This is a genomic window from Clostridium thermobutyricum (assembly GCF_000371465.1).
Taxonomy (GTDB): domain Bacteria; phylum Bacillota; class Clostridia; order Clostridiales; family Clostridiaceae; genus Clostridium; species Clostridium thermobutyricum.
In genome coordinates this window covers 749,355-772,249 of sequence record NZ_KB850956.1, presented here as the reverse complement: position 1 = coordinate 772,249, position 22,895 = coordinate 749,355, and the positions used below count along the sequence as shown (strand labels likewise).

20 protein-coding genes and 1 riboswitch are annotated in these 22,895 nt (G+C 24.2%); of the genes, 2 read left to right on the top strand and 18 right to left on the bottom strand.

The genetic code is table 11. The features are described 5' to 3' along the window. Nucleotides 1–9: 9 nt before the first annotated feature. Nucleotides 10–798, bottom strand: a complete 789-nt coding sequence (udp, locus tag HMPREF1092_RS03440; RefSeq protein ID WP_002597210.1) for a uridine phosphorylase — start codon at nt 796–798, stop codon at nt 10–12. A 217-nt stretch (nt 799–1,015) separates the two neighbouring features. Here udp and HMPREF1092_RS03435 point away from each other — a divergent pair, with 217 nt between their 5' ends. After that, nucleotides 1,016–1,750, top strand: coding sequence for a GntR family transcriptional regulator (locus tag HMPREF1092_RS03435; RefSeq protein WP_002597209.1), 735 nt, complete (start codon nt 1,016–1,018; stop codon nt 1,748–1,750). A gap of 38 nt (nt 1,751–1,788) precedes the next feature. On the opposite strand, the gene HMPREF1092_RS03430 is transcribed toward HMPREF1092_RS03435, so the two are convergent. The 14 genes from HMPREF1092_RS03430 to HMPREF1092_RS03365 form a co-directional block, all read right to left on the bottom strand. Continuing rightward, nucleotides 1,789–2,481, bottom strand: coding sequence for a hypothetical protein (locus HMPREF1092_RS03430; protein WP_002597208.1), 693 nt, complete (start codon nt 2,479–2,481; stop codon nt 1,789–1,791). A 248-nt stretch (nt 2,482–2,729) separates the two neighbouring features. After that, a riboswitch (cyclic di-GMP riboswitch) is annotated at nt 2,730–2,812 on the bottom strand. Between the two features lie 253 nt (nt 2,813–3,065). After that, nucleotides 3,066–4,037: an SseB family protein gene (locus HMPREF1092_RS03425; protein WP_002597207.1), complete on the bottom strand. Its 972-nt coding sequence runs from the start codon at nt 4,035–4,037 to the stop codon at nt 3,066–3,068. Nucleotides 4,038–4,130: 93 nt separating this feature from the next. Further along, entirely contained in the window at nt 4,131–4,460 is a 330-nt protein-coding gene (locus HMPREF1092_RS03420; RefSeq protein ID WP_002597206.1) for a YbjQ family protein, read from the bottom strand. 23 nt (nt 4,461–4,483) lie between these two features. Next, complete coding sequence (locus tag HMPREF1092_RS03415) at nt 4,484–5,161, bottom strand: response regulator (RefSeq protein WP_002597205.1); 678 nt, start codon at nt 5,159–5,161, stop codon at nt 4,484–4,486. A 3-nt stretch (nt 5,162–5,164) separates the two neighbouring features. Next, nucleotides 5,165–6,700 (bottom strand): ATP-binding protein, encoded by a 1,536-nt coding sequence (locus HMPREF1092_RS03410; RefSeq protein WP_002597204.1) that lies wholly within the window; start codon nt 6,698–6,700, stop codon nt 5,165–5,167. Nucleotides 6,701–6,797: 97 nt separating this feature from the next. Next, on the bottom strand, nt 6,798–7,796 hold the full coding sequence (locus tag HMPREF1092_RS03405) for a 2-hydroxyacid dehydrogenase (protein ID WP_002597203.1): 999 nt from the start codon (nt 7,794–7,796) through the stop codon (nt 6,798–6,800). Nucleotides 7,797–7,827: 31 nt separating this feature from the next. Further along, nucleotides 7,828–8,886 (bottom strand): AEC family transporter, encoded by a 1,059-nt coding sequence (locus HMPREF1092_RS03400; RefSeq protein ID WP_002597202.1) that lies wholly within the window; start codon nt 8,884–8,886, stop codon nt 7,828–7,830. 211 nt (nt 8,887–9,097) lie between these two features. Beyond that, nucleotides 9,098–9,790 carry a hypothetical protein gene (locus HMPREF1092_RS03395; RefSeq protein ID WP_002597201.1) on the bottom strand — a complete coding sequence of 231 codons (693 nt, stop codon included), beginning with the start codon at nt 9,788–9,790 and terminating at the stop codon, nt 9,098–9,100. 232 nt (nt 9,791–10,022) lie between these two features. Then, nucleotides 10,023–12,242, bottom strand: coding sequence for a glycosyltransferase family 2 protein (locus tag HMPREF1092_RS03390; protein WP_002597200.1), 2,220 nt, complete (start codon nt 12,240–12,242; stop codon nt 10,023–10,025). A 17-nt stretch (nt 12,243–12,259) separates the two neighbouring features. After that, nucleotides 12,260–13,867: a CotH kinase family protein gene (locus tag HMPREF1092_RS03385; RefSeq protein ID WP_002597199.1), complete on the bottom strand. Its 1,608-nt coding sequence runs from the start codon at nt 13,865–13,867 to the stop codon at nt 12,260–12,262. Further along, on the bottom strand, nt 13,864–14,544 hold the full coding sequence (locus tag HMPREF1092_RS03380) for a DUF4956 domain-containing protein (RefSeq protein ID WP_002597198.1): 681 nt from the start codon (nt 14,542–14,544) through the stop codon (nt 13,864–13,866). The genes HMPREF1092_RS03385 and HMPREF1092_RS03380 overlap by 4 nt, the downstream gene beginning before the upstream one ends. A 13-nt stretch (nt 14,545–14,557) precedes the next feature. Further along, a complete protein-coding gene (locus HMPREF1092_RS03375) occupies nt 14,558–15,259 on the bottom strand; it encodes a polyphosphate polymerase domain-containing protein (RefSeq protein WP_002597197.1) in 702 nt (233 codons plus the stop codon). A gap of 159 nt (nt 15,260–15,418) precedes the next feature. After that, on the bottom strand, nt 15,419–16,810 hold the full coding sequence (locus HMPREF1092_RS03370; RefSeq protein ID WP_002597196.1) for a glycoside hydrolase family 1 protein: 1,392 nt from the start codon (nt 16,808–16,810) through the stop codon (nt 15,419–15,421). A 300-nt stretch (nt 16,811–17,110) separates the two neighbouring features. Then, nucleotides 17,111–18,868, bottom strand: coding sequence for an HD domain-containing phosphohydrolase (locus HMPREF1092_RS03365; RefSeq protein WP_002597195.1), 1,758 nt, complete (start codon nt 18,866–18,868; stop codon nt 17,111–17,113). 233 nt (nt 18,869–19,101) lie between these two features. Between HMPREF1092_RS03365 and HMPREF1092_RS03360 the strand changes: the two genes are divergently transcribed. Continuing rightward, complete coding sequence (locus tag HMPREF1092_RS03360) at nt 19,102–19,485, top strand: methylglyoxal synthase (RefSeq protein ID WP_002597194.1); 384 nt, start codon at nt 19,102–19,104, stop codon at nt 19,483–19,485. Between the two features lie 45 nt (nt 19,486–19,530). On the opposite strand, the gene HMPREF1092_RS03355 is transcribed toward HMPREF1092_RS03360, so the two are convergent. The 3 genes from HMPREF1092_RS03355 to HMPREF1092_RS03345 form a co-directional block, all read right to left on the bottom strand. Further along, on the bottom strand, nt 19,531–20,553 hold the full coding sequence (locus HMPREF1092_RS03355) for an HD domain-containing phosphohydrolase (RefSeq protein ID WP_002597193.1): 1,023 nt from the start codon (nt 20,551–20,553) through the stop codon (nt 19,531–19,533). Between the two features lie 196 nt (nt 20,554–20,749). After that, complete coding sequence (locus HMPREF1092_RS03350) at nt 20,750–21,811, bottom strand: ABC transporter permease (RefSeq protein ID WP_002597192.1); 1,062 nt, start codon at nt 21,809–21,811, stop codon at nt 20,750–20,752. After that, nucleotides 21,808–22,893, bottom strand: coding sequence for an ABC transporter permease (locus HMPREF1092_RS03345; protein WP_002597191.1), 1,086 nt, complete (start codon nt 22,891–22,893; stop codon nt 21,808–21,810). Before HMPREF1092_RS03345 ends, HMPREF1092_RS03350 begins: the two co-directional genes overlap by 4 nt. Nucleotides 22,894–22,895 lie beyond the last annotated feature (2 nt).

Here is a 22,895-nt window from a genome sequence, read left to right as displayed (position 1 = left end):
TTGTAAAATTTATTTTTGTTTATTTTCTTTTTCTTTATCTTCTTTAATTAAATTTCTAATACCTTCTATTACAACTTTAATTGCACTTTCAGTATCATGTACTATTGGATTTTCAAGTCCAGCTTTTTGTCTTTCTTGGTTACCTACTACTAAGAATGCCGCTCCAACTCTTACTCTTAAGTAACTTCCTACTATAAATAATGCTGCACCTTCCATTTCTGAAGCTAAACATCCACATCTTATCCATGCATTCCACTTATTTTCTAATTCATAATTTACAGGCTTAGTTTCTGGTGAATGTTGTCCGTAGAATGAATCTTTTGATTGAGCAACTCCTACATGATAATTTTCATTTAAATTTTCTGCTGCTTTTACTAATGCATTTACTATTTGTAAGTTTGCAACAGCTGGATATTCTATAGGTGCATATTCTCTTGAAGTTCCTTCAGCTCTTATAGATCCTGTAGCAACTACAATATCTCCACCTTTAACTTCCATTTGCATTCCACCACAAGTTCCAACTCTTATAAATGTATCAGCTCCACAGTTAACTAACTCTTCTAAAGCAATAGCAGCTGAAGGTCCTCCAATTCCTGTAGATGTAACACTTACTTTAACTCCATCTAAGTACCCTGTATAAGTAACATATTCTCTATTATCTGCAACTAGTTCTGCATTATCAAAATATTTTGCAATTTTAGCACATCTTTTTGGGTCTCCTGGAAGTATTACATATCTTCCAACTTCTCCTTTAGCTACGTCTATATGATATTCTTTCGCCCCTTCTGAATAAATCATTCCATTACCTCCTAAAATATAATAAAACAAGTTTAGAACCTGTCTACTAACTTGTTTATTTTTAATTTATTATAACATTTTTTACTCAAACTAGCAATCGTTTTCAGATATTTTTTATATTTTTATTGTTTTATGTGTTACCAATAGATTATAATCAACTTATAGAATTATAATAAAACTTGTATATAACTTGTTTATTTTAGAAAGGTGAATATAAATGGATAATATAAATTTAATTACAGATAAAAAAGAACCTAGATATGTTGTAGTATATGATAAACTTTTCAAAATGATAAACGAAAAAACTTTTCCTGAAAATAGCCGTCTTCCATCTGAACCAAAATTAGCTGAAATGTTAGGTGTAAGTAGGACTACTTTAAGACAAGCCCTTTCTTTATTAATAGATGATGGATTAGTTAAAAACATTCATGGAAAAGGAAATTATATTATAAGAAAAGAATCTAAAAAATCTAATGGATTAGAAAAAGTAGGTAATCCTACATACAAATGTATAGATTTATCTATTGATTCTGTTGAATTAGAAATTAGAATAGAACCTCCATCAGATTATTATTTAAATATACTTGGACAAAAAACAGTAGCTGTAGTTTGTGTAGACAGATGGTATAAAGCAAAAGAAGAGTATATATCTTATACTTTCACTATAATTCCTATTGAAACAATTGTAGATTTTAATCTTGATTTAAATAATAAAGATGAAATTTTAGAATTTTTAGAAACAAAAATTTATATGGATTGTTCATTTACTAATACTAGAATTAAGTTTTCAACTTCTGGAAATTTTACTGCTAATAATCATCCTATAACTTGCGATAAAAAATTTTATTTAATAGAAGAAGGTATATTTAAACATAAAGAGTTTCCAATAGTTTTTAATAAAGTTTATTTACCATTTCAACATTCATCTTTAAACTTAACTCAAATAAAATAAAAATCAGTTTAATATAAATATTAAACTGATTTTTTTATCTAACCTAAAGCTCTTTTATTTCTTTTTCTTTTATTTTTAAAATGTAAACTCATTACAATTACTAAAATAATAAATACAATTATTATTGAAATAAATATAAGCTTCCAGATAGTAACAACTTTATATGTAAGTGTCATAGTAGTAGTATCATTTAATTGTCCTAATTTATAATTCCATTTAACTTCATTTGGACTAACATGCTCAGTAGCATTAGTGCTAATTAGTTCTCCTGGGAACATTATTGTATTACTATATGGAATATTATCTATGTAATTTCTTTGATATTTTTCATTATATTTGTTTCTTAAATTAAAAATATTTTTACTAATAGTTATAGAAATATCATAGATAGATTCATAAAAATAATCTTTCTTTACAACTTTATAATCTAGCACTTTATAAATATTTTCATCTCCTACTAACTTTCCAGCATTATCAAAATTAATAGTTATTTCTTCAACATTCAATCCATTGCTAGTATATTTATTTACATCAACATTATTCATTTTTATATTTTTTTCTATAAGATCATTATTAATTTGATTTTTAGTTTCATCATCATATACAGCTTTTAAAATAAATTTTGCTTCACCTTTTTCATTTATATTTGTTCTAGTTGATACATTTATTTTTCCGCATCCAATAAAGCAAAATGATACTATAATACTTAAAATAAGAAAATATTTTTTCATTGAAACTCCTCCTAGCTTTATACCAGTAGTTTTTTCAATTATTTCTCATTTATACATAAACTGCTCATAAAATGGGGAAGGCCTACAGATTCTCTGTAGACCTTTGGTATATGGGGTATAATTTAAATCGACTAATTTTTACCCTTTATATTCTAACCACAAAAAAGCTACCCTCCATAGAGTAACTTTCAACATAAACGTATAATAATCCTGTTTAATACATTTATTTACAAAAAGTAATAATACTCTTTGGCAACTGGCTGACATAGTAAAAACTTTAGTCCCTATAGTTTTGCGTCCTTAGATTTCTCTAAATTTGCCTATTTCTTTCTTCTTCTAAATATTACCATAAAACGATGTTTTCATCAATACTTTTTTTAAAATTTTTTACTATTAATTTTTATTTTTTTATTTTAATAATAATTACCCTAAATTAAAGTTAATCTCTCACTTTTAAAACTTTTATAATAATCATTTTGTATTTTTATATCTTTACTACTGATTATTTTAAAAATAATTGTATTTAATATATATATATATAATAAAAAATAAAAGTGGCAAAAGCCACTTTTTATATTCTTTTTCTAATTACTCTTCTTTTTCTTTTTATAGTTCTCTATTATTTTTATATTTTGCTCAGTTAGCTCTACTTTTAATCCAAATGGATTTATATTTACACCTTTAACATCTTGAACCATATTTATTAATGTATCATAATTTAAAACGCTTCCATTCCACTTTTCTTTATCATAAAACTTTTTAAATTCAACCCAGTCTGTAAATGCTGGAATCCATAAAGCTCCTTTAGAATCTTCTAAAATTGCAAAATTAACTTTAGTATCTTCTTTTAATTCTACTTTTCCAACCCCTATATTATTTTCTTCAAATTTCATAGGTACTAAATATTCACCTTTAGATATTTCCTCCATCATTTTTTCCTCTAAAATTCTTATAACTCGTCCTTTACCTTCATAATTAGCTTTTAAATTAATTTCTTGGAAAAATTTCATCATAGAATAATTAAGTTCTGGATTTGTTACAGGTATATTAATTTTTTCTACTCTATCATAATTTATAGGCTTTAATATACTACCTGTTTTTATATCTACGGTATATTGTCCATTATCAATTACAGCAGCTTCTATACCTAATCTATGGAATTCTGCAAATTCATTTAAAACATCATATTTTTCTAATTTTTTTATTTTAAGTTCTAATCCATTTTTCATAAAATAATCTTTTGCATTCTGTGCATATTCTTCTTTAGAAAAAATCCAACTTCTTTTATCATAATCTACATGTGGATATCTTGTATAAACATTATAAGCTATATATAGTTCTTCTGATTCTCTAATCTTATCAATTATGCCTTCAAAAAATAGCTTTAATTTATTATCTAAATTGATATCAGTAAATTTATTTTCTTTTTTAAAATCTTGAGTAGTAAATATTAAATAAATTATTTCTTGTATTTCTAATTCTTTTAAATTATTTAAAGTAATATCTTCATTAAATAAATACTCTTTTTCTAACTCATCTTTTCTCTCATTATTCATAATAACAATCCCCCTTTTCTATATTATACCATTACAAAGTATATTTTCTATAAATAAAGCTCAGTTAAATTCTATTTAACTGAGTTTTATTTATTATTTCTTTTCTAATTTTACAGCAGTTCCATAACATAAAATTTCTGATAATCCTTGCCCTAATTCATTTGATTCATATCTTACTCCTATTATGCCATCTGCTCCCATTTCTTCTCCGTGTTTTATCATATCTTCAAATGCAAGTTCTCTTGACTCTTCACATAATTTTCTGTATATAGTTATATTTCCACCAACAAGGGTCTGAAGAGAAGCTCCTAAATTTCCAACTATGCTTCTTGATCTAACATTTATTCCTCTACATAGCCCTAAACTTTCTGTAATGTTATAACCTGGAATTTCAAATATTGTAGAAACTAAATTTTTATTCATCTCCTGTTTTCCTCCAAAAAAAATTATTTTAATTTATATTTTAATTCTGGTCTTCCTATATTTCCACAAGTCATTTTAACTTCTAATTTATTTTCATTTTCTAAGTAATCCATATACTTCTTTATTGTTACATTACTTATTTTTATTTTTTCAGCTAACTCTCTTAAAGTCCAAATCTCATCTTTATTACTTTCTAAAAATTCTATTATTTTTTCTAGAGTTCTTTTATTTAATCCTTTAGGTAAATTATTTTCTTTTCCATTTAAATTATTGTTTTGATTTAAAATATAATCTAAATCTTCTTGATTTAAGGATTTATCTTTTAAAAATACTTCTCTTTTCTTTTTATATTTTATTATTGAATCTTTAAATCTATCAAATTCAAATGGTTTAACTAAATAATCTACTATTCCTAATGAAAATGCCTTTTTTAATTCATCAACAGTATTTGCAGCAGTAACCATAATAACATCTATTACTTTTCCATTTTCTCTTAAAGCTTTTAATATATCTAATCCATTTTCCTTAGGAAGAAAAACGTCCATTATTATTAAATCAATATTTTCTTTTTCTATAATATCAAAAATTTCGTTTTTCGTTATTAAAGGCCCAAAAGTTTTTATCTCACCTATTTCTTCTAAATATTTTTTATTTATAAGTGCAACCATTGGATCATCTTCAACTATTAATACGTTTATCACTTATTATTCTCCTTTGCACATTGTTATTGTAAATATTTTTTTATCTTCAAACTCACTTATTTCTATATCACCATTATAAAGTTCAACTCTACTCTGAACTAAGTTAAGTCCTGTACCTCTTCCTTCTCCTTTAGATGATACCCCTGATTTAAATATCTTATCTCTAATTTCTTTTTTTATAGGTTTTCCATTATCAGAAACCTCTACTATTACTAAATTTTCATCCTCAAAAAGATTTACAAAAACTTCTGTAGACATTGCTTCAAAAGCATTTTCTATAAGATTACCTAAAATGGTTACTATATCATAAGAATTTATTATTCCATGTTTAGAGTATAAAAACGCCTCTTCTTCAAGAACTAAATTAACTCTTCTCTCTTTAGCTACTAGTTCTCTACTTAAAAGTAATGCACGAACATAATAATCTCCTATATTAGAAAATTTATTTGTATTATTCTCTTGAATTTCTTGAATTTTCATTATAAATTTTTTAGCTTCTTCATATTCTCCTATATGAATTAGCCCTAATATAACATGCATATTATTTTTATATTCATGTACATTTGCTCTTAAATTTTTTATTATTTGGTCTACACCAGTTATTTCTTTTGCTATTTTATTTATATTATTATTATCAAAAAGAGTTATTACAGCTCCTAAATGATAGTTGCCTTGACTTATGTATTTAATTGATACAAAGACTCTTTTACCTTGAATTATAAACTCTTTCATTTCAAAATCTTCTTTATTTTCTATGTATTTTTTTAATTTTTCAATGAATTTTTTTTCATTAAAATTTTCTATTATTTTATAGCAACTATTATTTATTTCTGTTATGTTATTATCTTTATCTAATCCTATTATCCCCTCTTCTACGGAATTTAATATTATATTTTTCTCATTATAAAGCTTAGCTATTTCATCTGGTTCCATATTTAAAATTTCTTTTTTAACTTTCTTTGCAAAGAATTTAGATATTATTATAGATATAGAAACTGCTCCTATAAATAACAGCAAATAATTAAGCTTAGTTTTATTATTCATAAGAGTTATTTGATCATAATATTTTCCCACCATAACAAAGCCTACTTGTTTCCCATTTTTATATATTGGTTGGAACCATCTAAGAGTTTCTCCCATTGAGCCTTCCATTATAGAAAAATAACTATCACCATGTTTTAAAACATTTGCTTTATCTTGCCCAATAAATACATCTCCAATTTGCTTTGGATCTAAATGCGAAAATTTTATTCCTTTCATATCTGCCACAACTATTATATTTACATTTTTAATATCATGTATATATAATTTCGTTAAGTTTTGTATACTTCCAGTAATTTTTCCATCTTCTAATCTGTCTTGAACTATAGGATTCTGTGCAATAGAATTTCCAACATTTTGTAAAGTAACTTTTATTTCATCATTCATATCAGATAATTTTGATTTTATAAATATTCCATATGAAAGAACTAATGGTATTAAAGTAATTACCACTGCCCAAATTATTATTTTTTTTTCAAAGTCTATTTTCCTTTTCATTTTCACCTCTATATTTAATAATAAAAATTTATTTTATAGACAAAGAAAGAGTATATTACAAGATACTCTCTTATAATATACTCTTTACTTATTATAATTACGCTATACTATTTTTACAAGTTCCCTTTTCTAAGTATTCTTGTAAGTTTTCATATGAAAATTCTATCATATTTGTTAAAGCTTCATCTGTATATGAACCCATGTGAGGAGTTATTAATACTTTTGGATAAAGATCTACTAATTTTTCATATAAAGGATTTTCTAAAGTTTGTCCTTTTAAATCTTTAAAGAATACTCCTGATTCACCTTCTAATACATCTGTTCCAAATCCACCTAATTTTCCTGATTCAATTCCTTTGATTATTGCTTCAATATCTTGAATCTCTCCTCTAGCTGTATTTATTAATATAGCTCCATCTTTCATTTTTCCTATAAACTCATCATTTATCATATGATAGTTTACACCTTTTATGTAAGGCATATGAACTGATATTATATCTGCTTCTCTTAAAACATCATCAAGTTCCATAAACTCTACAACTTTTTTTGCTTCTTCACTTTGGAATACATCATAAGCTATTACTCTTGCTCCTAATCCTTTAAAAAGCTTAGCTGTTGTAAGTCCTATTCTACCTGCTCCTAAAACTGCAACAGTACCATTTCTTACTTCTTTACTAAACATAAATGGATCTACAACAAAATTCTTTTCTCTTGTGTTATTAACTGTATAAGCTGTATGTCTTAATAACATCATAGCTAATGATAATGCTAATTCCCCTATAGCATTTGGAGAGTAACCTGGAACTCTAGCACATTTTAAATCTAAATCTTTAACTGCTTCTAAATCAACATGATCAAATCCTACAGTTCTAGTTAAAACATATTTTAATCCATTATTTTTTAGTAACTCTAAATTTCTTCTTGTAGCTTTGCAATTTCCTCTAACCATTATTGCTTCTGCTCCAATTGATTCTTGAACATTTTCATCATTTAATCCTAATGTTACTAACTTTATATCATAACCAAATTTTTTATTTATTTCTTTAAAATAAGGAACTTCTGTTTCTCTAACTCCATAACAAACTAATTTAATCATATGTTTTCCTCTCCTTGCCTAAATTTATTTATTAAAATATATGCATATTGCTAATTATTTGTAATATTACTATCCAAATTGGCATTGCTATTACTGCAACTACTGTTGATAAAAGTGAACAGTTTGAAGTAAATAATGCTTCTCTGTCATAACTTATGGCATAAGCTGCTGCAACTGTTGCAGTTGGAGCTGCCATCATTATTACTGTTGTTGCCATTGCTTCAAATGCAACTGGTAATATTCCTGTTTGGTTTAATATTAATAATAAAACTATATTTATAACTGGTATTAATATAACTTTTATTAAACTATATCCCCAAGCATCTTTTTGAACTACTGCTTTCTTAAATGGAACTTCAGCTAAAGTTGCTCCAATTGATAACCATGCAAGTGGTGATGCTAATGCTTTTAAGTATGTAAGTGGTTTATAAAGCCATGGAAGAGTTTGGTCAATTCTTAAAAATCCGAAATGTTGAACTTTTCCTTTTACTACAACATTAACTTGTGGCATTGAATCTTGGAATAACCAAATTAATAAACCAATAAGTGTTGCTAATATAATTGGATTTAAGAAAACTTCTTTCATGTTTTTCTTTAAGCTTTCTTTGTCCATTTTTGCTCCAGACATTTTTATAAATGCATATGAATATAAAAAAACTCTGTAAGCTATGTTAAATATATTTGCATACATTGTTCCTATTGCACCATAAACTGCTGCTACAATTGGTGTTCCGAAGAAAGTTGTTGAACCGAATATTGTTAATACTCTATAAACGTCTTGCTTGTCTCCCTTTACTTTTATGTAAATTATTTTAGAAATCGGTATTAATATTATATATATTACAAATCCCCAAATTAAAATATTTAGTCCTTGTTTAAGTTGATTACCATCAATGTTACTCATAAATGAAGTAAATGCTAACGCTGGCAATGAAACTGAAAGTACTACTTTTGTTAAAACTTTTGAAGCTAATGAATTGATAATTTCTTTTTTTCTTAAATAAAAACCTAGTGCTATAATTGCAATTGAAGAAAATATCGCTCCTAATATTGCTTGATCTGTTAATGTGCTTTTGATAATTTCTAGCATTAAAAGTCTCTCCTTTTGTATTTTTTTTAACATTCTTTTGTTATATTAGTCCCCCTGACTACAATTCAATTCTACAAGCTTGTCTTTTATTTAACAATTTATTTAAGTTTTTAAATAGTTATTTAAGTTATTTAAGTGAATATTTAAAAAAAAGCCTTTTGACCAGCTAAGTTATTTCAACTTGTAAGCTAGCCAAAAGGCTTTATTTTCTCTAATTCATTTTAATTAATGAAAAATATAATTCATTGTCAATTATTTCACCATTTCTTTGTTTTATATTAAGACAAACTTTGTTATTTATATATTCTTTTAAAGGGTCCTCTATAAATGTTAAATCTTGAAGATTAAATTCATTCCTTAAATATAAAAATAAATCTAGCTCTTTAGCTTTATTTATATATGATAATCTTTTTAATATACTTAAAACTAAATTTCCTATTAAATTATCTTTTTCTCTTCCTAAAATTATAGTATCTATATTTAAACTAAAATCTAATTCTTCATTTTTTAATAGTCCAAATAAAATAAGGCTTATATCAATAACTCCGCCTTTTTCTAATCCTAAAATTTTTATTTTTTCGTTTAATATAAAATATTCTTGTATTTTATCTTTAGATATAATTATACAATTATTCTTTATAAGCCTATTTTTTATATATTTATCTATAAAAGTATTATCTTCTAATAAAATTATATTTTTTATAGTTGACTTTATACTTAAATAATTAAAAATTTCTTCTATATAATCTAATTTTGATTTATCTAGATAGATTATTTCAATTTTAGAATTATCTATTTTATAATAATACTTTATAACCCCTTGTTCTAAACATTTAAAATTAACTTTTGAATTATTAAAAACAATACGTTCCTCTTCCAAAAAACTAATAATTTTTATATCCATAATAAATCAACTTCCTTTTAAACTAAATTTTCCACTATAAAGTAAGCTGATAGAATTTTATTTCCCCTAATTATCCAATATATTTATAAAATATATATTATTAAAAATCTAAGAGTTTTACTTTTATTTTTTTATATTTTATCCTTTTCTAAGGATTAAATTCACTTTTTATATTTAATATAAATTATAACATACGGTTATAATTTAAAATTATTATATTATTAATTAAACTTTATACTATCCAATTATTAATTTTTTCTTTTAGCTTTACTTCATCTCTTATATCTTCAAAATTAATTATTTTATATATAGAATTTTTATTTTTTATATTTTGAAGTTCACACTTTAAAATTAAATTATCATCTAAATCTAATTCTATATGATCTTTTATCGGTCCTTGTGAAATAGCTAAATATTCATAATTAAAATTTTCAATTTTAAAAGTATTTCCTTCTATATCTTTTAAATATTTATTTATATATATCCTTGGTAACTTTCTATTAGATAATTTATTTCTTTTTACTCTGTTAAATATATTATTATAAACCTCTTTTATTGTATTAGATTTTATCTCCTTAGCTAAGGTTGGCTGTCTGTCATATACTATACAACAATATTCTCTTTTATTTTCCTCTGTCATATTTGAAATTTTAATACTATATCTCCATAATTCGTTACATTTATTCACATGAACTACTTTACCAAAAAGTTGTGCTTTATAATCATCATTATATATTTCAACTTTTATATCTTCTTTATAAGGAATATAAAAAGGATATTCAAGTTCAATAGCCATTCCCCCCTCTGATATATCTACAGTTTTCCCTTTTATAACTTCTTTATCTAAATTCAAATTAACGTCTAATTTAGCATAATATCTCTCTTGATCTCTGTAATTTACACGACTTAACATAAATGCCACTGCCATTAAAAGGAAATAACTATTTAAAACTAACCAATAGACTAAAACTATTGAGCCTAATGACTTATGAATTATCATATCTTCTATACAATATATTAATCCAATTAATGTGCCTGTTAATAGAATTATATGAGGAATAGCATATTTAAATTGTGTATTTTTATTATCAACTTTTTTCTTACTTGTAACATTGAACTTTTTCAATTTAAATCCTATTGTTTCAATAAAAACAGGAATTATTAGATAAGGAAATATTATTGTATCTATAATATTGCTCCATTTTTGGTTTCTTATATTATTAGATAAACTTCGTATAGTTATATTGTATAGTATATATGATGGAAGCCATATAAATAGTAATTCTTTTAATGTGCATTTCACTATTACTAACCCAAATACTGTATATAATATCGGAGATAATATATATATAAATCTTCTAAAAAATGTCCACCAATATAAAAAACATGTTATATAACTCAATTTCGCTTTTATATTTAATTTACTCTTAAAAAATTTAAAACTTCTTATTGTTTGTATACATCCTCTAGCCCATCTTTGTCTTTGTTTTATCAAATTTTTAAAATCTATTGGAGCAAGTCCATTTGCTAAAGCTTTTTTTATAGCAAAACATGTATATCCTTTACTTTGTATCTGAATTCCTGTTGCAAAATCTTCTGTTATATTTCCTTCTACAATTCCACCAACTTCTTCTAATGCCTCTCTAGATATAACTGTATTAGATCCAGCATATATAGGAGTATTAGTTCTATTTCTTCCTACATTAACTTCTCTAAAAAAATAATCTTGCTCATTTGGAATATCTTTTTCCAAATATAAATTGTACTGAAAAAGATCAGCATTATAAAAACTTTGAGGAGTTTGTATAAATCCTATCTTATAATTTTCATCTATTTCATCTTTATTTCTATATATCCACTGTCCATTTTCTTCTTTCATTTTAGGTAAAAAAAAGTAAGGAACTGTTTCCATTAAAAATTTTTTTCTTGGTATCATATCAGCATCAAATGTAACTATAAGAGGTGATTTAGTTTTACCTAAAGCATTATTTATATTTCCTGCTTTTGCAGTCTTATTATCAATTAATCCAAAATATCCAACATTAAATTCTTTTGCTAATTCTTCCATCTCTTTTCTATTAGTATCATCACAAATATAAATATGAACTTTATTCTTATCTGGATAATCCATGTGTACACATCCATTTACAACTTTATAAATTATATTTTTATCTTCACTATGAGTTGCTATAAATACATCTACATGTGGATAATCTTCTTTTTTTATAATAGGAAGTTTAGGCTCTTTTTTTTTGCTTAAACTTTTACAATGGGAAAATGCTTCAAAAAATCCAACTACCTCTGAAACAACTAATAAAATCGCAACTATTAATGCTACTAGCCCATATTCAATTGGCAAAGTAAAAAATATACGCCATAATATATATATTCCAGCCGATATGGTCGCTAAAAAAAATAATATTTTTTCTTTTATTACTTTAATATTTCTCATAAAAATTCTCCATTAAATTACTCTCTTTGAACAATAATTATAGATAAAATGAAACCAATTATAAATACAATAGCTACAATATTTCCAATTTTAACTGAATCATCTCTTCCTAATAATACACTTTTTAAGCCTTCCTCTTGTTCATTCGTATCAAATTCTGAAAATTGATATAGTGAATCTAAATTTTCATCTAACCACTTTCCATGTTCTGATAAAGTAAATTTAACTTTATCTATTTCTTCTTTATAAGTTAAATATTTTTCATTAAGGTCATATTTTTTATTTAATTTTTCATAAAAATCTCCCCATTTATCTTTATCTCTTTTCTGAGCGTTTCCAATATATTTAACAGTTTCATCTATATAATTATTTATATTTTTTTCAGATAAAATCCCTTTCCTAAGCTCTTTATACCTATTAATTAATTTTTCAACAAAGCTTGAATCTCTAAGCAATTGTCTAAACCATGGTGCATCATGCATTGCAGTAGAATCAATTTTTAATTTTGTTATTTTATTATTATCTATTGCCATATCAAAATCCCAAACTGGACCCATTTTAATTTTTTCATTAACTTCTTTATACATATAAGTAGAATGATATCCAGAATCGTAATTTGCGAAAAATTCATTTATTATAAAATAATCTATAAAACTTTTTTCATCTATATATTCTTTATATTTTTTAAATTCTTTTTTATCATTTGAAAATAAAGATTTTTCCAAATTATTTATATACTCTTCTATATAATTTTTAGTCCTATCTGTAATGTCATTTTTATTTGGATATTTAACTTCTAAATATCCTGTTGTTAATTTATTTTCTCTTCCATAATTATTTAAAATAACAGCCTTCTCATCAAATCTATCTCTTCTTAATAAAAAAGATGACTCTTCAAATTTACTATCATATTTAGAAATATTTACTCTTTCTTCACTTCTTTTTATACTTTCCATAATAAGATATACTCCATTATAAATATAGTCATTATCTTCTTTGAAGAAAACTTCACAGAATCTAATATTAGGACTATATTCCATAATTTCTCCTGCTATATTAAGAGCCATATAATTTCTTATTAAAGATTGATCTGCTCCAGATATATTAAGTATCCATTCGCTTTCTTTCCCCATCCCCAAAATTTCTCTTTTCTTTTCTTTACTTTCTTCATCTAAAAGTTTAATCAAATATTGCTTTTTATCAAATCCACTAGATGTATTTCCTCTCATCTTTATTTTCATATTAGATTTAACATTTTCTTTGTCTGATAATGTATTTTCTTTTCCTTCTTCATAGATAATGCTTATATCACCAAGTGTATATGGATCTATATCTTCTTCTACATATCTTTCTTCTTCTATACTCCACTTAATATGATTTTTTATTTTCTCTCCTTTTGTATCTATAACTACTATAGGCATATTAGTTGAAAATTTTTCTATATCTATATTATCTGAATTAATTTTATTGTATTCAATATTACTTAAATGTTTATAATCTTTATGACTATGGATTCTATTTGATTTACTTGAATTTTCTAATTCATTAAATATTACTCCAATAATAATAGATAAAATTGCTATTATTATACTTATCCATTTCGTAGATATATTTCTTTTTATCATCTACTTACATCCTCATTTTGACAAACCAAATTAACAGATTCTACACCTTCTATAGCATATAAACCATCATTTATTGTTTTATCATTATTTTTAGATTTATCTATCATCTTTTGAGTTAGCTCATAAATATACTCTGTTCTTGTTTTACTAGTATTTTTAACTTTAATTTTTGATTGTCCACTGAAAAAAACTAACATTAATTTTTCTACTTCTTCTTCTATAGAATTATCTCCATGTATTATAAGTAAAAACCTTTCATTAGTTTTAATACATCCAAAAATAATTAAGAATCCAAATATTACACCACTGCCTATAAATGCAACTACATATTCTGAAACTCCACAGCATATTCCACAAACTATACACCAAAAAATATATACTGTATCTCTAGAATCTTTTATGGCTGTTCTAAATCTAACTATTGATAGAGCTCCAACCATTCCTAATGATAATGATAGATTATTTCCTATAACCTTCATAACCATAGTACACACTAAGACCAACATTACTAGTGATATATTAAATTTAGCACTATATACTGCTCTTGAATGTGAAAATTTATATGAAATATATATAATCATTCCTAAAATTAATGCAACAACAAAACTTAAAATTATGACTGATAAGTCCTCTGGTTTATTTCCATCAGACAAATATTTCAAAATTGTACTTTTCATATTATATCCCCCTTTAATACATAGTATTTCTACAATTCCAATATTTACTTATAGCACTTTCATCAGAATCTACTAAACAAAGTAGATCTTTTATATAACTAAATAAAAAATTATTGTATTTTACCTCTAAAACAGTTGAATCTAATATATTATTCAAATTTAAATTATCTGAAAATATATCAAATGACTCTTCTGTTCCTCTTATATTCTCGTCAATAGTTATTCTTATATTGTTTTCTAAAAGTATATAAGCATTTCTCTTATACTCAATAATGCATTTAGGTCTATAACATTCTAAAGACATAATTGCATATAATTCTTTAGCTAAATCATTATCATACTCCTTTAAAACTTCATATTTGCCTTTTATTAGACTTTCTCCTACCTCTTTACTTATCAATAATGAACTTTTACATTGAAGATCTCCTTTTTTTTCTTTTATCTCTAATTTTATAGTTTCAGTATCTAAATTATATGTCCTTATTCTTATTTTTCTTCTGTTTTCTAAGCCATTCTCTTTATCTAAAAAATCATTATTATAAATAGTATCAAAGTATAAAGATCTTATTATATATCCATCATTACAATTAAATTTGTCTTCTTTTAAAATATTAGGCAATAAGTTTTTTAATCTAAATGCTTTATCAATATCTATATAATATTTTTTTTCATTTCTAACTACTTTTAACTCTTTTATTTTCTTCACCCCTTCCATATAAAAATACAATTTAAAACTTAATCTTTATATATTATTATCAATCGTATTAAATATTCTTTTATTTTTAAATTTATATTTAAGCAATCTATTACTTTTATACTAAAAAAATTAAAGACTTTAAGATATAACTCCTAAAGTCTTTATACGTGTCTATATTTAAAATCCATTATTTTTAGAAACTTCACAAATCCATTTTCCTGATTTTTTTATAGTTTTCTTTTGAGTTTCTAAATCTAGTGATATAAATCCATATCTATTTTTGTATGCATTGCACCAAGACCAACAATCTATTGGAGTCCATGAATGAAATCCAAAACAATTTGATCCTTCTTTTATTCCTTCATAAAGATATTCTAAATGTTCTTTAAAGAATTCTATTCTGTAATCATCTTCAATTATTCCTTCTTCATTTACATATCTTTCTTCTCCCTCTACACCCATTCCATTTTCTGAAATAAACCAAGGTATATTATTATAATTTTCTTTTATATTTATTGATATATCATACATACATTCAGGATAAATTTCCCATCCTCTATAAGGATTCATTCTTCTTCCTGGCATCTCATAATTTTCAAAATACTTATCTGGCATCCATCCTTCTTCATTATTAAATGGAATTTCCCTCATCTTAGCTCTTCTTGGTTGATAATAATTAACTCCTAAAAAATCTATTGTATTATTTTTTATAATTTCCATTTCCTTTTCAGTAGCTTCCCATAAAACTTTATCTTTTTCTAAAATCTCAACTAATTCTTTTGGAAATTCTCCTTTTACAGCTGGATTTAAAAATGAATTATTAAAAAAGTTATCTGCAAATTTAGATGCCTCTACATCTTCTTTATTTTCTGGATCTCTTGGATAAGAAGGTGTTAGATTTAATATAATTCCAATTTTCCCATCTAAATCTTGTCTTCTATATTCTTCAATAGCTTTTGCAGAAGCTAAATTTAAATTAAATAAAACTTGAACTGCTTTTTTTCCATCTACAATTTGTGGATAGTGAAATTTATATAAATATTGTCCTTCCACAACTACTATTGGTTCATTAAATGTAGCCCAATATTTAACTCTATCTCCAAAAAGTCTAAAAGCCGTTCCTGCAAACTTTTTAAATAGTTCTACAACATGTTTTGATTCCCATCCCCCATATTTATCATAAAGTTCAACTGGAAGATCAAAATGATGTAAATTCATTACTGGAATTATATTATTTTTTATACACTCATCTATTACTTCATCATAAAATCTTATTCCATCTTCATCAGGTTCACCAGTTTCAAAATCTTTTATAAGTCTTGTCCATTGTATTGAAGTCCTAAAAGAATTTAATCCTATCTCTTTTAGCATATTTAAATCTTCTTTATAACTATTATAAAAATTTGATGCTATGTTAGGGCCCACTTTATTAAAGAAAATTTCTGGTTCTCTATCAAACCAATAATCGAAAACATTATCATGTATTTTATTAAATCTTCCTTCTGATTGTGGTCCTGAAGTTGCAGATCCCCACCAAAATCCTTTTGGAAATTTGTTTTTAATGATCATATTTTTCTCCCCCAAACTTTTACTAATTTTCCCTTTTATACTTTAATTATATATTTTCTCAAAAGTTTGTCTATACTTTTATCTTTAATAATTTGAGTAAATAAATCAAATAATTATAATATAAACCATCCAAATCTACATACATATTGTATATCTATATCTTAAAATAAATTACTTACTTAAATATTATGTTTAGATATAAATACAATTTTTTTAATTTACTCATTGTTCTATAATAAACTAAAAAAGGTGAAAAAAAATTATTTTTTAAACAATTTTTATATTCACCTTTACTTATATTTATTTTATATTTATTTTAACAAATTCATCTACTACTTTAGGATCAAACTGAGTGCCTGCGCACTTCACTAATTCTTTAAGTGCCTCATATTTACTAATCGCACTTTTATAAACTCTTCCTCTAGTCATAATATCATAAGCATCACATACACTTATTATTCTTGATAAAAGTGGAATTTCTTCTCCTTTTAATCCTAGAGGATATCCTTTTCCATCCCATCTTTCATGATGATATAATGTAGCTTCTGCTACTCCTTTTAATTCACTAGATGCTTTTATAATTCTATAACTTTTCTCTGGATGAGTTTTTATTATCTCAAACTCTTTTTCTGTTAATTTTCCTTTTTTCATTAAAATATCTTCTGGAATTCCTATCTTTCCTATATCATGAAGTTCTGCAGCAATTTTTAATTCATCTATTTGAGATAAATCTAATCCTAATTTTTCTCCTATTTTAACTGCATTTATAGCTACTCTTTCAGTATGATTATCTGTTTCTTCATAGGATACTTTAAGTGCTATTTTTAAAGAATTTAATATTGAACTTTTTATACTTTTATTTTGAAGTAATTTTTTTCTATAAACTTTATCTTCTGCAATTTTTAATACTTCATAAATATCTTCTTCTTTTTTATTTTTAACTGCTGAACCTAAAGAAATGCTTATATTAAATAATTTATTTTCGTATTCGTCACAACGTTTTGATATTTTTTTTATTACTTTTTCACAACTTTTTAAATCTGTATTAGGAAGTAAAATTGCAAATTCATCTCCACCAATTCTAAAAACTTCTAATTCACTAGCTTCTTTTAAAACTCTTGTTATTTGAATTAAAAGTTCATCGCCTTCTTTATGCCCAAAAGTATCATTTACTAACTTTAATCCATTTGCATCTCCCATTATAATTCCTATAGGAAATTTATTTTCATTTGAAAGTTTTTTTTCATAAGCTTCAAATCTTGCTCTATTTTTTGCACCTGTTAAGACATCTGTATAACTCAAATATTCTAATTTTTCTCTATATACTCTATCTTTTGTAACATCTAAAGCTCTTCCTATTACTCCTAATGGATTGCCATGACTATCTAAAAAAGGTATTTTTACTATCTCTTTATAACTTTTACTTCCATCTTCCTGAATAAAAGCCTCTTCATCATAAAAATGCTGCTTTGATTTTAGTACATTTTTATCAATTTCAATAAAATTTATAGCTTGCTCTTTATTTTCAATTATCTCTAAATCAGTTTTTCCAATAATATCTTCAATTCCTCTTTTTTTATAAAATTCTATACATTCTTTATTTGCATAAATATATTTTCCATCTATATCTTTATAAAAAATTATTCCAGGAAGTATATCTATAATATTTTTAGTTAAAGTTCTTTGATGCTCTATTTCACATTCTTTTTCTTTTATTTGTCCAATTCCATTAAATATTCCAATAATTCCTGCTATAGCAATAAGCTTTCCATTATCATCCTTAATAGGCGTTACTAAGCATTGCCTATAAACACCTTTATAATCTCTACTTCTAATTATAAATTTCCCTGTTTTTATAACATCATAACAATGTTCATTAATTCTACTACAACTATCTTTATCAAATAAATCTTCGTTTTTTAAGCCTACTATTTCTTCTTTATCTTTATTTATAAAATCAGCATATTTTTCATTTGCAAAAATAAATTTTAAATTTAAATCTTTTATCCACACAGGAAAATCAATATTTTCTAGTAGCATTTTAAATATATTTTGCATTTTTTCCCACCTTATTTATCTTTTGGCATTTAAACCATAATTATATTATATCAATTAATACATCTTTAACAAGGATTGACAATCATATAATTTTTTTATAATTTAGATAATAAATTCATACACAACAATTATAAAAAAATTTTAAATAATTATTTTTTGTTTTTATAAATTTAAATTCTATATTTTAATATCTACTGTATAATATAATTAACAACTATAAGGAGGTTTTCAAAATGCAAATTGCTTTAATATCTCATGATAAGAAGAAGCCTGAAATGATAGAGTTTGCTAAAAAAAATGAAAAAATATTATCTGATTTTCGTTTAGTTGCAACTGGAACTACAGGTACTAGAATAATGGAAAATACAAATCTTAAAATAAAACTTTTTAAAAGTGGCCCTCTTGGTGGTGACCAACAAATAGGCGCCTTAATTCCTGAAGGAAAAATTGATATGATTATTTTCTTTAGAGATCCATTAACTGCTCAACCACATGAACCAGATATAAGTGCTCTTTTAAGACTTTGTGATGTATATAAAATTCCACTTGCTACAAATGAATCTACAGCAACATATCTTTTAAAAGGTCTTGAATTAGATGAAATAACTCAGAGATAATATAAGAGGACTATCAATATTTGATAGTCCTCTTATATTATTTTATTATAAAGCTTCTTTTTCTATTTTAAATTTATAACTTATTTTTTCAAAAACTTCTATTATTTTTGGGTCAAAGCTACTTCCTTTTCCCTTTAAAATAATCTTAATTGATTCATCATGACTAAATGCTTTTTTATAAGGTCTTTTAGTTGTTAATGCATCATAAACATCTCCAATTGCCATTATTCTTGCACAAAGTGGAATTTCTTCTCCTTTTAGTCTATCTGGATAACCTGTCCCATCCCATTTTTCATGATGATATTTAGCCATATCTTTTGCTAAATATAAAAAACTTTCTCCATTTGATTCATCAATCATCTTTTGAAGTGCTAATGCTCCTAAAGTAGTATGTTGTTTCATAAATTCAAATTCTTCATCATCTAAAGAACCATTCTTAAGTAAAGTGGCATCACTTATTCCTATTTTCCCTATATCATGCAATGGTGCTGATTTAATTAAATCATATGCATATTCTTTTGTTAAAATATTTTCATATACTTTTTCTTCAAGTAAAGCTTCTGTTAAGATTTTTACATATTTCGCTGTTCGCTTTACATGCCCTCCTGTATTCTCATCTCTACATTCAACAAGTTCTGCAAGAGATATAATTATTACATCTTGTAATCGATTTATTTTTTCATCTAAATTTTTTCTACAGCTTTCCACTTCTAAGTATATTTTAATTTTATTTCTTAGCATTTGTTTTACAAATGGTTTTCTTACAAAATCTACTGCTCCAAGTTCTATTATTTTAGCTTCAATTTCATAGTTTACTTTTGACGTTAAAAATATTACTGGAATATCTTTTAAATTAACATTACCTTTTATTTTTTTTACAGTTTCGTATCCATTCATATTGGGCATATTTATATCAACTAATATTAAATCCACTTTATTATTAATTAAAAACTTTATAGCTTCTATTCCAGAATTCATTAAAGTTATTTTATAAATCCCCTCTAAAAAATTTTCTAATAGCTTTAAATTGAGAATATTATTATCTACAATTAAAATATGCTTCTTCATTTTTTTCCTCCCAAAACCTAACCTCATTTATAATTATACATTATTTTACTATTTTTTTAATATATTAAATTTTTTTATTTTAAGATTTATTTATAATTAAACGTAAATATTTTTAAAGAAGCATTTATTACTATAAAAATAAGTCTTTCTACAAAATTAATTCATAGAAAGACTTTATATAAATTTCAAATTTAATTTATTCTTTTACAAAATCTCTTAATTTAAAACTACCTAATGTAAAGAATACTAAAGACATTAAAATTAAAATTATAACTGGAATTATTAAATTTTCTGTTTCAATTATTTTTAACATCCAATAAAAAGGTGATACTATACCAACTTTAAAAATAGCTGGAGGATTTTTCAGAACGTCTATATTTGAATTAAATGTACCTAAGCAAAACATTATTAGAGAAAAAATCACCATCGCAAGACTTGCTAAAGTTATATTTCTTATCCATCTTGTAACTGCAATTATAATTGATGTTGAAACAATACTACTTAAAAATATAGTTAATATTCCTAAAGGTATATTTGAATTCTCAATTTTTAATAATTTAACTACTGTTACATATACTAGTGAACTTAATATTCCTTGTATTAAAAAACTAGATATGAAAAGACTTCCTAAAATTTCTTTATCTGTATTTGAAGTAGTAATCATTCTTTTTAATACATTTTGATTTTTTAAATTAATAATCTCTTCTGATATTATAGAACCACCCATGAACATAAAATAACATATCATTATTACATTAAATCCTTCATTTTGTTTATCATTTATTTCTTTTTTTTCAATTTCTGTTTTTATATAATTATCGTTTATTCCATTACTATTCCTTTCTTTTAAGCTATCTTTAATAAAACTTTCTATTATACTATCTGACATTAAAGTACCTAAAGAATCTTCTTTCTTATAAACCTCTATATTCGGAATTTCTCCTTTATTTAATTTATTTTCAAAATCATTTGGAATAACATATATACCTGTAAGCTCATTATTCTCAATTAATTCTAAATTATCATTTATTTTTCCCGTTAATTCTCTTATTTCATATCGTTCTTTTAGATTATTTATTAACTTTTCTGATTGAATAGAATTTTCATTATTTATTATTCCTATCTTGTCTATTTTTTCATTATCTGAACCATTTAAGAATAACAACATTCCTAAAGGAAATAAAATCAACATAAGTAGTATTGCTGGATTCTTTAATTGCCTTTTTATATTTACTAAAATAAGATTTAATAATTTCATATACTTCTCTCCCTGATAAACTTTACTTTCAATAATCCTATTAAAAATAATACAATTGATATTAAGAATGTAATTCCTATCAAATTTTCACACCCTTGTATGCTTCCATTTAAAACATAATATTCAAATGCTCTTTCTAAAAATTCCATTGGTGAAACTAATCCTAAGCCTCTTCCAATTCCACCAAATGCTTTTCCTGCAAAGATAAATAAAAGGAAAATTCCTATTCCAAATATATTAGAAAATTTCTTACCAAATAAAGATTGTAATGCTGAAACTACACCTACTACTAAAAATATTCCTGTCAAAATTAATATTAATAAATCTATTAAATTTCCATCAAATGCAATGCCTGATAATCTAAAGAAAAATATATAAATAAAAATTATTATGAATGTGTGTATTCCTGTTGATACTCCTTCATATAGATAGATTTTAGTTCTTGTTATTGGAAGAGAAATCAATCTTCTATATAAATTTTCACCCATCTCTTCTTTATTAGATTTATTTGTCATATAGATAAGTGAACTAATTATAAATCCAATCATAGAAGCTATTGTTTCTTTATAAAAATTTTTACTTTCTTGTTTTTCTATAATATTCGTTTTTATAACAGAAGAATTGTTTATATTAGTTATTTCTAAAGCTTTATTATTTTTTAAAGATGCATAAATATTTTCATGATATTTATCTAATACAGACTTTAAAATATTTATTCCATAACTATTTTTATTATCTTTTTGATTTAAAATTAAATCTCCACTCTTTAATGATAAAAGTTCATTTTCATATCCTTTTTTTATAGTAAGACTTGATTTAGCTTCAGAATCTATTTTTAAAAATTCTTTTAAATTATCACTTTCTAAGAATTTTATTAATTTCTTAGACATCTTACTATTATCTTCATCAATTATATTTATCTCCAATCTCTTTATGTCCATTGGATTACTATGACTAATTTCTTTTGTAAACCCCATTACTAAAGATAATATTACTGGAAAAATAATAAAATATGAGGATGTTACGATAATATTAGATGCTAGTCCCTTTAATGTAGTTTTTATATAATATAATAACCTCATTT

Excerpts from the sequence above, each read along its gene's own strand:
- udp (WP_002597210.1), bottom strand. The coding sequence starts at position 798 with ATGATTTATTCAGAAGGGGCGAAAGAATATCATATAGACGTAGCTAAA.
- HMPREF1092_RS03435 (WP_002597209.1), top strand. The coding sequence starts at position 1,016 with ATGGATAATATAAATTTAATTACAGATAAAAAAGAACCTAGATATGTT.
- HMPREF1092_RS03430 (WP_002597208.1), bottom strand. The coding sequence starts at position 2,481 with ATGAAAAAATATTTTCTTATTTTAAGTATTATAGTATCATTTTGCTTT.
- HMPREF1092_RS03425 (WP_002597207.1), bottom strand. The coding sequence starts at position 4,037 with ATGAATAATGAGAGAAAAGATGAGTTAGAAAAAGAGTATTTATTTAAT.
- HMPREF1092_RS03420 (WP_002597206.1), bottom strand. The coding sequence starts at position 4,460 with ATGAATAAAAATTTAGTTTCTACAATATTTGAAATTCCAGGTTATAAC.
- HMPREF1092_RS03410 (WP_002597204.1), bottom strand. The coding sequence starts at position 6,700 with ATGAAAAGGAAAATAGACTTTGAAAAAAAAATAATAATTTGGGCAGTG.
- HMPREF1092_RS03405 (WP_002597203.1), bottom strand. The coding sequence starts at position 7,796 with ATGATTAAATTAGTTTGTTATGGAGTTAGAGAAACAGAAGTTCCTTAT.
- HMPREF1092_RS03400 (WP_002597202.1), bottom strand. The coding sequence starts at position 8,886 with ATGCTAGAAATTATCAAAAGCACATTAACAGATCAAGCAATATTAGGA.
- HMPREF1092_RS03395 (WP_002597201.1), bottom strand. The coding sequence starts at position 9,790 with ATGGATATAAAAATTATTAGTTTTTTGGAAGAGGAACGTATTGTTTTT.
- HMPREF1092_RS03390 (WP_002597200.1), bottom strand. The coding sequence starts at position 12,242 with ATGAGAAATATTAAAGTAATAAAAGAAAAAATATTATTTTTTTTAGCG.
- HMPREF1092_RS03385 (WP_002597199.1), bottom strand. The coding sequence starts at position 13,867 with ATGATAAAAAGAAATATATCTACGAAATGGATAAGTATAATAATAGCA.
- HMPREF1092_RS03380 (WP_002597198.1), bottom strand. The coding sequence starts at position 14,544 with ATGAAAAGTACAATTTTGAAATATTTGTCTGATGGAAATAAACCAGAG.
- HMPREF1092_RS03375 (WP_002597197.1), bottom strand. The coding sequence starts at position 15,259 with ATGGAAGGGGTGAAGAAAATAAAAGAGTTAAAAGTAGTTAGAAATGAA.
- HMPREF1092_RS03370 (WP_002597196.1), bottom strand. The coding sequence starts at position 16,810 with ATGATCATTAAAAACAAATTTCCAAAAGGATTTTGGTGGGGATCTGCA.
- HMPREF1092_RS03365 (WP_002597195.1), bottom strand. The coding sequence starts at position 18,868 with ATGCAAAATATATTTAAAATGCTACTAGAAAATATTGATTTTCCTGTG.
- HMPREF1092_RS03360 (WP_002597194.1), top strand. The coding sequence starts at position 19,102 with ATGCAAATTGCTTTAATATCTCATGATAAGAAGAAGCCTGAAATGATA.
- HMPREF1092_RS03355 (WP_002597193.1), bottom strand. The coding sequence starts at position 20,553 with ATGAAGAAGCATATTTTAATTGTAGATAATAATATTCTCAATTTAAAG.
- HMPREF1092_RS03350 (WP_002597192.1), bottom strand. The coding sequence starts at position 21,811 with ATGAAATTATTAAATCTTATTTTAGTAAATATAAAAAGGCAATTAAAG.
- HMPREF1092_RS03345 (WP_002597191.1), bottom strand. The coding sequence starts at position 22,893 with ATGAGGTTATTATATTATATAAAAACTACATTAAAGGGACTAGCATCT.